This window comes from Oleomonas cavernae, from assembly GCF_003590945.1.
Lineage (GTDB): Bacteria > Pseudomonadota > Alphaproteobacteria > Zavarziniales > Zavarziniaceae > Zavarzinia > Zavarzinia cavernae.
Map to the genome: position 1 here is coordinate 521,922 of NZ_QYUK01000011.1, position 13,269 is coordinate 535,190.

Annotated in this window: 13 protein-coding genes and 2 pseudogenes; 11 read left to right on the top strand and 4 right to left on the bottom strand. The window is 65.7% G+C overall.

All coding sequences use genetic code 11. From position 1 onward, the window contains the following. Positions 1 to 19 precede the first annotated feature (19 nt). The 4 genes from D3874_RS05960 to D3874_RS05975 all read right to left on the bottom strand — a co-directional run bounded on the left by D3874_RS05960 (position 20) and on the right by D3874_RS05975 (position 5,058). Positions 20 to 3,178: an efflux RND transporter permease subunit gene (locus D3874_RS05960; protein WP_119777267.1), complete on the bottom strand. Its 3,159-nt coding sequence runs from the start codon at positions 3,176 to 3,178 to the stop codon at positions 20 to 22. Further along, on the bottom strand, positions 3,175 to 4,377 hold the full coding sequence (locus D3874_RS05965) for an efflux RND transporter periplasmic adaptor subunit (RefSeq protein ID WP_119777268.1): 1,203 nt from the start codon (positions 4,375 to 4,377) through the stop codon (positions 3,175 to 3,177). The genes D3874_RS05960 and D3874_RS05965 overlap by 4 nt, the downstream gene beginning before the upstream one ends. A 103-nt stretch (positions 4,378 to 4,480) precedes the next feature. After that, entirely contained in the window at positions 4,481 to 4,795 is a 315-nt protein-coding gene (locus D3874_RS05970; protein ID WP_119777269.1) for a type II toxin-antitoxin system RelE/ParE family toxin, read from the bottom strand. Continuing rightward, on the bottom strand, positions 4,792 to 5,058 hold the full coding sequence (locus tag D3874_RS05975; RefSeq protein WP_119777270.1) for a hypothetical protein: 267 nt from the start codon (positions 5,056 to 5,058) through the stop codon (positions 4,792 to 4,794). Before D3874_RS05975 ends, D3874_RS05970 begins: the two co-directional genes overlap by 4 nt. Before the next feature lie 137 nt (positions 5,059 to 5,195). On the opposite strand from D3874_RS05975, the gene dapA reads away from it, so the two are divergent. The 11 genes and pseudogenes from dapA to D3874_RS06020 all read left to right on the top strand — a co-directional run bounded on the left by dapA (position 5,196) and on the right by D3874_RS06020 (position 13,203). Then, positions 5,196 to 6,089, top strand: coding sequence for a 4-hydroxy-tetrahydrodipicolinate synthase (gene dapA / locus D3874_RS05980; RefSeq protein ID WP_119777271.1), 894 nt, complete (start codon positions 5,196 to 5,198; stop codon positions 6,087 to 6,089). Positions 6,090 to 6,096: 7 nt separating this feature from the next. Then, the gene (gene smpB, locus D3874_RS05985; protein ID WP_119777272.1) at positions 6,097 to 6,582 is read left to right on the top strand and encodes an SsrA-binding protein SmpB; all 486 of its coding nucleotides are present in this window, start codon (positions 6,097 to 6,099) and stop codon (positions 6,580 to 6,582) included. Then, complete coding sequence (locus D3874_RS05990; RefSeq protein WP_119777273.1) at positions 6,579 to 7,247, top strand: sulfite oxidase-like oxidoreductase; 669 nt, start codon at positions 6,579 to 6,581, stop codon at positions 7,245 to 7,247. The genes smpB and D3874_RS05990 overlap by 4 nt, the downstream gene beginning before the upstream one ends. A gap of 17 nt (positions 7,248 to 7,264) precedes the next feature. Continuing rightward, complete coding sequence (locus D3874_RS27865; protein ID WP_147385544.1) at positions 7,265 to 7,618, top strand: hypothetical protein; 354 nt, start codon at positions 7,265 to 7,267, stop codon at positions 7,616 to 7,618. Between the two features lie 276 nt (positions 7,619 to 7,894). Then, complete coding sequence (locus D3874_RS05995) at positions 7,895 to 8,536, top strand: TetR/AcrR family transcriptional regulator (protein WP_158595860.1); 642 nt, start codon at positions 7,895 to 7,897, stop codon at positions 8,534 to 8,536. A gap of 171 nt (positions 8,537 to 8,707) precedes the next feature. Further along, positions 8,708 to 9,640 carry a fatty acid desaturase gene (locus D3874_RS06000; RefSeq protein ID WP_158595861.1) on the top strand — a complete coding sequence of 311 codons (933 nt, stop codon included), beginning with the start codon at positions 8,708 to 8,710 and terminating at the stop codon, positions 9,638 to 9,640. 122 nt (positions 9,641 to 9,762) lie between these two features. Continuing rightward, positions 9,763 to 9,993 carry a hypothetical protein gene (locus tag D3874_RS06005; protein ID WP_147385545.1) on the top strand — a complete coding sequence of 77 codons (231 nt, stop codon included), beginning with the start codon at positions 9,763 to 9,765 and terminating at the stop codon, positions 9,991 to 9,993. 158 nt (positions 9,994 to 10,151) lie between these two features. Continuing rightward, positions 10,152 to 10,772, top strand: coding sequence for an integrin alpha (locus D3874_RS06010; RefSeq protein ID WP_158595862.1), 621 nt, complete (start codon positions 10,152 to 10,154; stop codon positions 10,770 to 10,772). Between the two features lie 203 nt (positions 10,773 to 10,975). Continuing rightward, positions 10,976 to 12,070, top strand: a pseudogene (locus D3874_RS31895) (calcium-binding protein); the annotation flags it as partial. 254 nt (positions 12,071 to 12,324) lie between these two features. Beyond that, a pseudogene (locus D3874_RS31900) lies at positions 12,325 to 12,375 on the top strand (hypothetical protein); the annotation flags it as partial. A gap of 45 nt (positions 12,376 to 12,420) precedes the next feature. Further along, positions 12,421 to 13,203 carry a calcium-binding protein gene (locus D3874_RS06020; protein WP_119777279.1) on the top strand — a complete coding sequence of 261 codons (783 nt, stop codon included), beginning with the start codon at positions 12,421 to 12,423 and terminating at the stop codon, positions 13,201 to 13,203. Positions 13,204 to 13,269: the final 66 nt, after the last annotated feature.

Consider the following 13,269-nt stretch of genomic DNA (forward strand, 5'->3'; position numbering starts at 1 on the left):
GATAGCGCCACCCGGCCGGTCATTCCGCCGGGGCTGTTGTCGCCATATTCCCGCGCTTTTCGCGCCGGCCGACCAGGCCGCGGATCACGGTATAGAAAACCGGCGTGAACAGCAGGCCGAAGATGGTGACGCCCAGCATGCCGAAGACCACCGCGGTGCCCAGGGCCTGGCGCATTTCGGCGCCGGCGCCTGCCGCGATCGCCATCGGCACGACGCCTAAGGTGAAGGCGAAGGAGGTCATCAGGATCGGGCGCAGGCGCAGGCGGCAGGCTTCGAGCACGGCGGCGAAGCGGTCCTTGCCCAGGTCTTCCTGTTGCCTGGCGAATTCGATGATCAGGATCGCGTTCTTCGAGGCAAGGCCCACCAGCACGACAAAGCCGATCTGCACCAGGATGTTGTTGTCGATGCCGCGGAAATAGATGCCGCCCAGGGCCGAAAGCAGGCACATGGGCACGATCAGGATGATCGCCAGCGGCAGGGCCCAGCTCTCGTATTGCGCCGACAGGGCCAGGAAGACGAACAGCACGGCCAGCGGGAAGACGATCAGCGCCGTATTGCCGGCAATCTTCTGCTGATAGGACAACTCGGTCCATTCAAAGGCGATACCTTCCGGCAGGCTCTCCGTGGCCAGGGCTTCCAGGCTGGACAGCGCCTGCCCGGTGCTGACGCCCGGCAGCAGCGATCCCGTTACCGGCGCGGCCAGGTATTGGTTGTAGCGGACCACCAGGTCGGGGCCCGAGATGTTGCGGAACGAGGCGACCGAGCCCAGCGGCACCATGGCGCCGTCGTTGGAACGGGCCCGCAGGTGGGCGATGTCGGCCTGGTCGATGCGGAACTGGGAATCGGCCTGGGCGGTGACGCGATACGAACGGCCGAACAGGGTCAGGTCGTTGACGTAGGACGAGCCCAGGAAAGTGGTCACGGCGTCGAAGATCGCCTGGGGCGAGACGTTCAGGATCTGCGCCTTCACCCGGTCGACATCGACGAACAGTTGCGGCGTGCCGATGGTGAAGGGGGTGTAGACCGAGGACAGGCCGGGAATCTGGTTGGCCTTGGTCACGAAATCGTCGACCGCGGTCTTCAGCGGGCCGATGCCCTGGCCCAGGCGATCCTGGATCTGCAGCGAGAAGCCGCCAGCATTGCCGATGCCCGAGACGGGCGGCGGCGGCACGATCAGCACGAAAGCTTCCTCGATGACGAACAGCTTTTGATTCAGTTCGGCCATGATGGCGTCGACCGAATGGCCCTCGGCCGCGCGCTCGGCGGCGTCCTTCAGGGTTACGAAGATCGCGCCGGCGTTGGAGGCGCTGGTGAAGGTGGCGCCCGAGAAGCCGGCAATGGTCACGGTATGGGCAACGCCCGGCACGCCGCGGGCGATGTCGCTGGCACGGTGCAGGACCTCGTCGGTCCGCGCCAGCGAGGCGCCCGGCGGCAGTTGGATGACGGCGATGAGATAGCCGCGGTCCTGCATCGGGATGAAGCCGGTCGGGACATGGGCGAAGCCGAACACGGTCGCCCCGATCAGGCCGGCATAGACGATCAGCAGCAGCGCGGCGCGGCGGGTGAAGCCACCCACCACCCGGCCATAGCGGTCGGACAGCCAGGTGAAGCCCCGGTTGAAGCCGCTGAACAGCCAGCGCAGGGGATTGCGGCTGTCGGTCGTGTGGATGCGGTGGGGCCGCAGCAGCAGGGCGGCCAGCGCCGGGCTCAGCGTCAGGGAGTTGAAGGCCGAGATGGCGGTGGCAACCGCGACGGTCACCGCGAACTGCTTGTAGAAGGCGCCGGAGATGCCGGGGATGAAGGCGGTCGGCACGAACACCGCGCCCAGGACGATGGCGATCGCGATCAGCGCGCCCGAAACCTCGTCCATGGTCTTGCGCGCGGCATCGCGGGGACTGAGGCCCTGGGCAATGTGGTGTTCCACCGCCTCGACCACCACGATGGCGTCGTCGACGACGATGCCGATCGCCAGCACCAGGCCGAACATCGACAGGGTGTTCAGCGAGAAGCCCAGGCCCGCCATGATCGCGAAGGTGCCGATCAGGGCGACCGGAATGGCGACGATGGGGATGATCGTGGCGCGCCAGCTTTGCAGGAAGACGAAGACCACGATGACGACCAGGGCGATCGCCTCGAACAGGGTCTTCACCACCTCGGCGATCGATTCCTCGACGAAGTCGGTGGGATTGTAGACGATCCGGTACTCGAGGCCCTTGGGAAAGGCCTGCGACAGTTCGGCCATCTTGGCCTTCAGCGCCGCGGCGGTGGCGACGGCGTTGGAGCCCGGGCGCTGGAACACGCCCATGGCCGCCGCCGGCTTGCCGTCGAGATAGGAATTGGTGGTGTAGTCGCGCGCCGCCAGCTCGACCCGGGCGACGTCGCGCAGGCGCACGAACTGCCCGCCCGAGACGGCCTTGACGATGATCTCGCCGAATTGTTCGGGCGTTTGCAGGCGGCCTTGCAGGCGCACCGGCACCTCGAACGGGGTCGCCAGCTCCAGCGGCTGCTGGCCCAGCTTGCCGCCGGCGATCTCGTTGTTCTGCGACTGCACGGCCGAGAGGACATCCTCGGCGGACAGGTTCAGGTTGGCCATCCGCTCGGGATCGAGCCAGATGCGCATGGCATAGTCGCGGGCGCCGAACACCGTGATGCTGCCCACGCCGTCCACGCGCGAGAGCACGTCCTTGATCTGCAGGGATACGTAATTGGAGATGTAGAGATTGTCGAAGGTGCTGTCGGGCGACAGCAGGTGGATCACCATCATCAGGTCGGGCGACGACTTGGCGGTGGTCACGCCCTGGCGCCGCACTTCCTCGGGCAGCAGCGGCTCGGCGATCGAGACCCGGTTCTGCACCAGCACCTGGGCGGTGTCGAGGTCGGTCCCCGGCTGGAAGGTGACGGTTAACTGCATGCGCCCGTCGGCCGACGAGTAGGAGCGCATGTAGATCATGTTGTCGATGCCGTTGACCTGCTCCTCGATCGGGGCGGCCACGGTGGTGGCGATGGCTTCCGGGTTGGCGCCGGGATAGTTGGCGGTCACCACCACGGTGGGCGGGGCGATTTCCGGGTATTGTGCGATGGGCAGGCCGAAGAAGGCGATGCCGCCGACGATCATGATGACGATCGACAGGACCGCCGCGAAGATCGGGCGGTCGATGAAGAAGTGCGGGATCTTCACTTCGCGCCCTCCGGCTTGGCGTCGGCCACCGGGGTGGGGTCGTTGACGATCTTGCCGTCGTCGTCGAGGTGCGCCGGGATCGGGCTGACCGGGACGCCCGGCCGGACCCGCATGATGCCGTTGACCACGACCTGGTCGGTTGGGGTCAGGCCGCTGCGGACAACGCGCAGGCTGCCCACGGCCGAGCCCAGTTCGACGATGGTGAGCTGCGGCTTGTTTTCCGCCCCGATGACCCAGACGAAGCGGCGGGTCTGGTCGGTGCCGATGGCGGCGTCGGGGATCAGGATGGTGCGCTTGGGCTCCGATCCGGCGACGCGGACACGGGCGAACATGCCCGGGGTGAACACCCGGCCGGGATTGGCGAAGATGCCGCGGACCCGGATCGTGCCGGTCGCCTGGTCGAGCTGATTGTCGACGAAATCCATCCAGCCGGCGTGGGGAAAGCCGGTCTCGTCGGCCAGGGCAAGGTCGATCGGAATCGCCGTGATGCGCGGATCCGGCAATTCGCCCAGCAGGTTGCGCCGCTGCGAGCGCAGATAGACCTGCTCGTCGCCGTCGAAATAGAGATAGATCGGGTCGACCGAGACGATGGTGGTCAGCGCCGTGCCGCCGGCATCGGCGCCCGAGACCAGGTTGCCGACCGTCACGTTGGTGCGGCTGATGCGGCCGGCGACCGGCGCCGTGATGCTGGTGAACTCGAGGTTCAGCTCGGCCTGGCGCAGCGCGGCCTGGGCCGATTGCACGCTGGCCGAGGCCGACCGGCGGGCCTGCAGTTTCTCGTCCAGGGTCTGCTGCGAGGCGTTGCCGCCCTGGCGCAGGGCGCCATAGCGGGCAACCTCCCGTTCGGCCAGTTCGAGCTGGGCATCGGCCGCATCGACATCCGCCTTGGCCCGCGCCACCTCGGCCTCGAAGGGGCGCGGGTCGATGACGTACAGCAATTGCCCCTTGGAGACTTCCTGGCCGTCCTTGAAATGGATCGAATCGAGGTAGCCGGAGACGCGGGCGCGGATTTCGACGGAATCGACCGCGGCGAAGCGGCCGGTGAATTCGTCGTAGTCGGCCATGTCCCGCACCAGGGGCGGGGCCACGGTCACGGGCGCGGGGGGCCGGGCCTGCGGCTGGCCGCTGCCGTTGTCGCAACCGGCGAGCGCCAACAGGGCGCTGAAGGCCAGGCCCACGAGAAGTTTCGCCTTGGTCATTCGATCGGTCCCCACGCCCTGGATTTGCCGCGATGGTGAGGGTGGGGGTGCTATGCGTCAACCTATACCAAGGATTCGTCGCCCCAGGGATTCACGCGCACGATCAGCGGCGCAGCTTGGTGCGCATGGCCCAATCGGCACCGCCATAGGTCACCGCGTAGATCAGGACTTGCGCTGCCTCATCGTCGACCACGAAGGCGACGACACCCTTGCGGCCGGCCGGGATGGCCCTCAGCCCGGGGGCGATATCTTGACGGAGCGACCCGATGTGGGGCTGTACGGACAGACGCCTGATCGTTTGCAGGATCTCATCCAGCTTGGCCTCGGCGATCTTCGGCCCTGCAAATTCCAGGATCCGTTGCGCAATCCCATCCAGATCGCGCCCGACCGAAGGATGATAGCGGATGCGATAGATCACGGGTTGCTTGCGGCGATCCGCGCCCGGGCCGCGCCCACCACCTGGTCCTCATCAACGAACTCGTCACGCGGCGTCCGCATGCGATCGCGGATTTCATCAGCCAGGGCAGCCAACGCCACTTCCCGCTCTGCCTCGTCCTGCATCATCAATTCAATCGCCGCGGACACGGCCGCGCTGTGAGACGCGAAGACCCCTGTGCCGACCTTCTCGGCGATAAAGCGATGGTGGCGGTCCGTGAAGCTCAGGGTCGTTTTCACCGTCATCGCAACCTCCTGGGTATGACTTAGTCATATAGCACAATGTCGGTCGCTCGCGAAATCCCGTGATGGGTGCGCGCTTCCCCGCTGTTGAAGGCAGGGCCCTGGTTGGCTATGGTCTGCGGCTCAATTGGAGGCCTGTCATGTCCGACGTCCGCACCCGCCTGCGCGGGTCGATCACCGCACTCATCACCCCGTTCAAGGACGGCAAGGTGGATGCGCGTGCCTTTCAGGACTTCGTCGACTGGCAGATCAAAGAGGGCACCCACGGCATCGTGCCCTGCGGCACCACCGGCGAAAGCCCGACGCTCAGCCATGAAGAACACCACCAGGTGGTCGAACTGGCGATCGAGGCGGCGGCCGGCCGGGTGCCGGTGGTTGCCGGCGCCGGCTCGAACTCGACGGCCGAGGCGATCGACCTCGCCGCCCATGCCAAGAGGGCCGGCGCCGATGCCTGTCTGATCGTCACGCCCTATTACAACAAGCCCAGCCAGGACGGACTGTTCGCGCATTTCGAGGCGATCTCGAAGGCGGTGGACCTGCCGATCGTCGTCTACAACATTCCCGGCCGCTGCGTCGTCGACATCACCGTGGCCACCATGGCCCGCATCGCCCGGCTGCCGACCGTCATCGGGGTGAAGGAAGCCACCGGCGACGTCTCGCGCATCGCCAAGCACCGCGAAGTGATCGGGCCCGATTTCATCCAGCTTTCAGGCGACGACGGCCTGGCCCTGGCCTCGGTCGCGACCGGTGCCCGGGGCTGCATCTCGGTGGGCTCCAACGTCGTGCCCCGGGCCTATGCCGACATGCAGGAGGCCGCCCTGGCGGGCGACTTCGGCCGCGCCCTGTCGATCCAGGACAGGCTGGCGCCCCTGAACGAAGCCCTGTTCCTCGAAACCAATCCCTCGCCCGCCAAGTGGGGTGTCGCACGGCTGGGCCGTTGCCAGCCCGACCTGCGCCTGCCGCTGCTGCCCATCGGCGCTGCCACTGCCGAGCGCATGGAAGCGGCGATGACGCGCGCGGGCGCCCTCAATTGAGCATCTGATGGCCGACAAGAAGCGCGAGGAAGCGCGCAAATACCTCACGGAAAATCGCAAGGCGCGCCACAACTATCATATCGAGGCACGCTACGAGGCCGGCGTGATCCTGAAGGGGTCCGAGGTCAAGTCCCTGCGCGGCGGCCAGAGCAACATTGCCGAAGCCTATGCCGGGGCCAATGCCCAGGGCGGCGGGCTGTGGCTCTACAATGCCTATATCCCGGAATACAAGCAGGCCAACCGCGAGAACCACGAGCCGCGCCGGCCGCGCCAATTGCTGCTCCACGCCCGCGAGATCGCCAAGCTATCCCAGGAAGTGACGCGCGGCGGCATGACCCTGGTGCCGCTCTCGATCTATTTCAACGAGCGCGGCATGGCCAAGGTCGAGATCGGCCTGGCCAAGGGCAAGAAGCTGCACGACAAGCGCGCCTCCGAGAAGGAGCGCGACTGGAACCGCGAAAAATCGCGTGTCCTGCGGGGTGACAAGCGATGAGCGACGACGACAAACCCACCCTGATCGGCCAGATCAAGGAAAAGCTCATCGGCTCAAAGCAGAAATGGGCCAAGGAAGGCCGCCTGCTGACCGGCACCACGGCCGAGCATACCGTGCGCCTGCCGCCCGGCCAGCGCCTGGTCAAGGATTGGCCGGTGCTGGACCTGGGCGTCCAGCCCTCGGTGCCCAAGGACGTCTGGCGTCTCGACGTCGACGGCGCCGTGGTCAACCCGCTGTCCTGGAACTGGACCGATTTCATGGCCCAGCCGCAGGTCGAGGATACCTCGGACATCCACTGCGTCACCGCCTGGTCGCGCTATGACAACCGCTGGACCGGCGTCTCGGCGCAGTTCCTGCTGGCCCAGGTGCAGCCCCGGCCGGAAGCCCGCCACGTCATCCTGCACTCGTACGACGGCTACACCACCAACGTGACGCTGGAGCATTTCGCGGCGCCCGACGTGATCATCGCCCATGCCTGGGAAGGCCAGCCCCTGAGCCGCGAGCACGGCGGTCCGGTGCGCCTGGTCATGCCCCAGTTCTATCTGTGGAAGTCGGCCAAATGGCTGAAGCGGATCGAATTCCGCGCCGACGACAAGCCCGGCTTCTGGGAAGTCCGCGGCTATCACAACGAAGGCGATCCGTGGTTGGAAGACCGCTATAGCTGAGGTCATAGGAGGCGACGATGCGCCATGCCCCTGCCTGGGTACTTGCCATGTCCGTGCTTCACGTGGCGGCACCGGCAAGCGCCAAGTCGCCACCCGCCTGTGATATTGCCGACCCAACGGTGATCACGCGCCAAGCCGACCTTCCTTCGGCTGCTCGGGCGGCTATCCCATTCACCATGGCCGATCCGGGCGAACCGTTTCATGTGACGGATGTAATCAGTCCTGGAACGGAAGATGAGCCATTCCGGCGGCTCATCTGTGCCTATCCATATGGTGGCGGCTTGGTCATTCAATACGAACAGGGCGGTTTCGCCTATGGCGTCATGAAATTGCTGCTTGAGCGCTCGGGCGATCGCTATTTCGCCCGCTGATCCTGTCTTGGGTGGGGACTGAGGGCCAACGCAAAAGGCGGGGGCATGGAACGATCGAATTCGAAGAGCCCCAGTTTGGTCGCTGCGACTGTTGCGGTTCAGCAACGACTAGCCTGCCCGCTTCGTCAGCCGCGATGGCGCGGACGAGCTGTTCCGCCGCTACGCGTTCGGCCGGGCTGCTGCGATCGGCGGCGGCTTGGCCCCGCGTGGCGATGAAACATGCACGCGTGCATGTTTCATGGCATGCTCGCCTTGGTGAAGCGAGGTCAAGACACCATGGATTCCGACACTCCCGGCCGGGATGCCGTGCGCAGTACCAAGTTGCTGCGCCGCCGGCAGGAGGAACGTTCGGCCTCGATGCGGATGCAACTGGTCGAGGCAACGATCGCGGCCCTGATCGAGCGGGGCTATGCCCGGACGACGAGCGTGGAGATCTGCCAGCGTGCAGGCGTCACACGGGGTGCGCTGCTGCATCATTTCGACAGTCTCGCCGATCTCTTTGCTGTGACGCTTTCCCATATCTATGATCGCCTGCTGGCAAGATCGTCGATGCGCGGACCGGAACGGTCGGGCGGCCGGGACCTTGTGGAAAGCCTTTGGGACCACTTCTCGCAGCCCGAATACAAGGCGGTGATCGAGTTGTGGCTTGCCGCCCGCAACGAGCCGGAACTCGGCGTATCGCTGTCGCCCGCCATCCTTCAGATCAGCAACCTTGCCGACCCCCGTTTCAATCCGCGCCTGTCGGCGGCGCTGGGGCAATCGGCGGATGCCGTGCCGCTTTACCGGCTGATTCTCGAGAGCATGATCGGCATGGCCCTGGGCCGGGCTGTCACACCAGGGGGCGGTATGCTTGGCCATGAGGAGCGGGTCGTGGATCTTCTTGGCCGCCTGGCCGGGGAGATGCTCAACAAGCCCTGAGCCGGCAACCCGCCGCGTGACCCGTCGGTGTGCCATGCCCTTGCCGATCGCAAGCCTGCTCCGCGGGAAGCATTTTGCCCTTACCCTATAAGATACATTCGTATATGTATGTTTATGGGCGACAGAGCAACAACCATCGACATGATTGCCCAACGAGGAGGAAACATCCCCATGGCACCGGATTCCGGATCTCCGCCCGCGGCATCTGCGCGTTCCGTCTCCGGCATCTCCCGGGCGAAGGAGAAACAGATCGCCAAGGCGCTCTCGCCCATCGTGGCTTGGCCGACCCTTGTGCTGGCACTGATCCTGCCGGCGACCTTTGCCACGATCGTCGCCTTGGGCCTGGGCGGCCGCGCGCCGCTGTGGGCCTGCGCGGCGATCCTGTCCGTCGTTTCATACGCCCACTACACGCTGGTGCATGAGAGTGTCCACGGCAACGTGGTCGCCGGCGTGCCGAAGTGGGCGTGGGTCAACACGGTGGTGGGTTGGGTCGGCTCGCTGGGCTTGGGGGTCGGCTGGCCGGCGCTGCTGCGCACCCATGTCCTGCATCATTCCTACACCAACACCGAGCGGGATCCGGACATCTTCGTCAAGGGCACCCTGGTCCAGCTGCTTGGAAAGTGGGTTGTCCAGAGCACCCTGGGCCTCGTTCCCATGGGGCTGATGAGACTGATCTACCCAGGCCCCTATGATCGCCTGCGCGGGGTGTTCAGCCAAAGGGACGTCATCCAGATTTCGGCCGTTACGGCGGTGACGCTGGCGCTGCTTGTGGCATCGCTGGCCACGGGCCATTTCCTTTACTGGCTGTTCCTGTGGTTCATCCCGACCAAGGTCGGCATCCTGTTTCTGAACATTTTCTTCCAGTGGTTGCCGCACCATCCGTTCGACCGCACTGACCGTTACGGCAATACCCGCATCAGCCTGTGGGCGGGCGGCACGTTCCTGACCCTGCAGCAGAACCTGCACCTGATGCATCACCTGTGGCCCAGCGTGCCGTTCTATAACTATGCCCGCCTCTACCGTGCCCTGCGTCCCGTCCTGATCGAGGAGGGCTGTCGCATCGAGGGGCTTGGCGTCGGCCCCTGGAGAAAGGCGAAGGAATGAGATGGCAGGCGTTGCCTGTTTGATCCCTCGAGATGGCCGGGTGACGAGAGAAACGCGCAGGGATTCCTTAATCCTTGCCTGTTAACCATGATGCATCTCGGTTCTTGAAACAGGGGTGCATGATGAGCAGCAGCAAGATTGTCTCCCAGGTCAGCGAGATGCGGATCCTGGCGGCGGGTGCCATCCGTGTGCGTATCGATCGCGTCCTGCGGATGGCCGATCACGACGAATATCTGGGCCGGCGGCACTATCAACTGATGCCGGGCGATGCGCTGGACGGCCAACCGCAGGAGGTCGTCACCTTCGCCGCCGCCCACTGGGCGCCGGAGCTTCTGCGTTACGCCACGAACTGATCGCGGCTATAGCCCCGGAAGAACAGCGGGGCGGTCAACGCCGGCGAGGTCGTTGATCCAACGCAAAGGTGATGGCGGCAGGGCATCCTACTTTGGCGTCTGCCACACATCGAGCGCCAATTCGTAGCTGGTGTGTCACCGCGAATTGGGGTGCGAAAATGCCAGCTTTCCCGGCCGTCTTCGAACTTTCCAGCCTCGACGGCAGCAATGGCACCCGTCTGATTGTCTGGACGACCTACGACAACGGCGGCAGCGGCTCGACCATCGCCGGGGTGGGCGATCTCAACGGCGACGGATTCGACGATCTGGCGATCGGCTCGCCCCGAGGGGAGGGGTGGAGCCAGTATGATATCGGCACGGTGACCGATTTTCTGGGCAGCGCAGGCCCTTTCCCGCTCTTCCAGTACAGCACCCCGGGGCTGGCAGGACGCTATCAGGAAGACTTCGGAAGGCGGATCGAGGGCCTGGGCGATATCAACGGCGACGGCTTCGCCGATCTGGTCGTCGAGGGAAGCGGCAGCTTCTACTACATCGATGTGGCCGCCGGCGATTACCACTGGGAGTCCAGCCCGCGCTCGTACATCGTGTTCGGCCACGAGACTTACTGGGCGGTCGAGGCCTCGTCGTCTTTCGCGGGCTTTTCCGCGGCGGGCGACGTGAACGGCGACGGTTTTGACGATGTCGTGGTCGCGCCGGCTGTTGTGCTTTTCGGCAGCGCCGATGGCTTTCCAACGATCTCAATCCCGCCGACGTCGACACGACGGCCGGCGTCCTGTTGACCGGGAACAGCTTCGCCGCCACTGCCGTGGCGGGCGACGTCAACGGTGACGGCATCGGCGATCTGCTGGTGCGGAGCGGGGCGGGCAATGCCTATGTCGTATTCGGCCGTGCGGATGGCTTCGATGGTGCTGTCGATGTCACCGCGCTGGACGGTACCGGCGGTTTCAAGCTGGATGCGGCAGGCGTCGCCGTATCGAGCGCTGTGGCTGCCGGCGACGTCAACGGGGACGGGCTGGACGACATCGCCGTCGGCGTGACGACGGGCGGCAGTGCCGGCGTCTACATCGTCTTCGGCCCGTCGGGCGGCCCGTCGGTGATCGATCCGACCGCGGTCGACGGCAGCAACGGCTTCCGCGTCACGGGCGGCGGTACCACCGGCATCGCGGCGGGCGATATCAATGGCGATACGCTGGGCGACCTGATCATCGGTGACTATTACGTCGTCTTCGGTCGCGCCGGCTCCGTGCCCGCCAGCCTCGACGTCGGCACGCTCGATGGCAACAACGGGTTCCGGCTCGGCGGCACGGGCTTTGATACCGACGGCTGGAACATCCACGCCGCCGGCGACCTCAATGGCGACGGCTTCGATGACCTGGCCATCGGCACGCCCGATGCCGCCAGCCCCTATGATCCGGACTATCTCACCGGCGCCACTCATGTCGTCTTCGGCCATGCGGGCGACGCCCAGGACTGGCTGGGCACGGCGGCGGACGAGTTCCATGTCGGCAGCGCGCTTGCGGACATCCTGAACGGCGCGGGCGGCAAGGACCACCTCGAGGGGGTGGGTGGCGACGACCTGCTGATCGGCGGTGCCGGCGGCGATGTCCTCGACGGCGGCGATGGCAACGACACGGTCAGCTTCGGTGCCAACGCCAACAGTGCCACGGTCGATCTGCTGGCCGGAACCTCCACCGGTCACACCCTCGGCAACGATACGCTCATCAGCATCGAGAACATCATCGGCGGGGCTGGGGCCGACGACCTCAGCGGCAACGACGGCGGCAATCGCATCGATGGCGGCCTGGGCACCGACCACATGGCGGGCCGTGCGGGCGACGATATCTATGTCGTGGATAATGCCGGCGATACGGTGGTCGAGACGCGGAACGCCGGCCATGACGCGGTGCTGGTGTCGCTCCTCGGCTTTGTCCTTGGCGCCGACGTGGAGGATCTCAGCTTCACCGGCACGGGCGATTTCGCGGCCACCGGCAATACGCTCGCCAATGTCATTGCGGGCGGGGATGGGGACGACCGGCTCAACGGCGGGCGCGGTGCCGATACCTTGCGAGGCGGCCTGGGCGACGATACCTACGTCGTCGACCATGCGGGCGATATCGTCGACGAAGCCGCGGGGGCCGGCTTCGACACGGTGGAGACCACGTTCAACTACACCCTGGGCACGCAGGTCGAGGGGCTGCTGCTGCGCGGCACGGCGGCGCTGTCGGGAACCGGCAATGCGCTCGCCAATACGCTGGCCGGCAATGGCGCCGCCAACAACCTGTTCGGCCTCGGGGCGACGACACGCTGCTGGGCAAGGCCGGCGCGGACAAGTTGCTGGGCGCCGACGGGGCGGACCTGCTGGATGGCGGCACCGGCGATGACAGTCTCCGCGGTGGCCTGGGCAACGACATCTACATCGTCGATGCGGTGGGCGATATCGCCAGCGAAGCCAACGGCGGCGGCGTCGACGAGGTGCGAACCTCGGTTTCTTTCACCCTGGGCTCTGGGCTCGAAAAGCTGACGATCACTTCGGGCCAGGCGGTGGACGGCACGGGCAATACCCTGGCCAACACGCTGACCGGGGGCACCGGGGCCAATGTGCTGTCGGGCCTTGGCGGTGACGACCTGCTGATCGGCGGCAAGGGCAACGACACGCTGGATGGCGGCACCGGCATCGATGCCATGCGGGGCGGGCTTGGCAACGACACCTATGTGGTCGACCGTTTCACTGACGTGATCGACGAGAGCGACGGCGGCGGCAATGATACGATCATTCTGACCGCGGCAGGCGCTTTCACCCTGCCCGACACGATCGAGAACATCATCCTGGCCAATGCGCCCTTCGGCTGGGCGATCGGCAACGACCTGAACAACGAGATGATCGGCACCACGGGCGTCGATATTTTCGAGGGTCGGGGTGGCGCCGATATCCTGACCGGCAATCCGGTCGCCGGCAGCGGCAGCAGCGACATTTTCGTCTACGGCGCGCTCGGCTTCGGCAAGGATACGATCACCGACTTCAAGGCGGGCGAGTATCTGTACGATGTCCTCGAGTTCGACACCGACATCTTCGCCGATTTCGCCGATGCGATGGCTCATGCCACGCAAGCGAACGCCGATGTCGTGATCGCCTATGACGGCCTGAATAAGATCACCCTGCAGAACGTCATCCTGGCCGACCTTGTCGTCGCGAACTTCGACTTCGTCTGACCGGCTGCCGCATCAGCCCACGAACTGATCGCGGCTATAGCCCGGCCTCGGCGGGGGCCATCGCCC

Bases quoted from the DNA above. Each gene is read 5' to 3' on its own strand.
- D3874_RS05965 (WP_119777268.1), bottom strand. From the start codon at position 4,377: ATGACCAAGGCGAAACTTCTCGTGGGCCTGGCCTTCAGCGCCCTGTTG.
- D3874_RS05975 (WP_119777270.1), bottom strand. From the start codon at position 5,058: ATGACGGTGAAAACGACCCTGAGCTTCACGGACCGCCACCATCGCTTT.
- dapA (WP_119777271.1), top strand. From the start codon at position 5,196: ATGTCCGACGTCCGCACCCGCCTGCGCGGGTCGATCACCGCACTCATC.
- smpB (WP_119777272.1), top strand. From the start codon at position 6,097: ATGGCCGACAAGAAGCGCGAGGAAGCGCGCAAATACCTCACGGAAAAT.
- D3874_RS05990 (WP_119777273.1), top strand. From the start codon at position 6,579: ATGAGCGACGACGACAAACCCACCCTGATCGGCCAGATCAAGGAAAAG.
- D3874_RS27865 (WP_147385544.1), top strand. From the start codon at position 7,265: ATGCGCCATGCCCCTGCCTGGGTACTTGCCATGTCCGTGCTTCACGTG.
- D3874_RS05995 (WP_158595860.1), top strand. From the start codon at position 7,895: ATGGATTCCGACACTCCCGGCCGGGATGCCGTGCGCAGTACCAAGTTG.
- D3874_RS06000 (WP_158595861.1), top strand. From the start codon at position 8,708: ATGGCACCGGATTCCGGATCTCCGCCCGCGGCATCTGCGCGTTCCGTC.
- D3874_RS06005 (WP_147385545.1), top strand. From the start codon at position 9,763: ATGAGCAGCAGCAAGATTGTCTCCCAGGTCAGCGAGATGCGGATCCTG.
- D3874_RS06010 (WP_158595862.1), top strand. From the start codon at position 10,152: ATGCCAGCTTTCCCGGCCGTCTTCGAACTTTCCAGCCTCGACGGCAGC.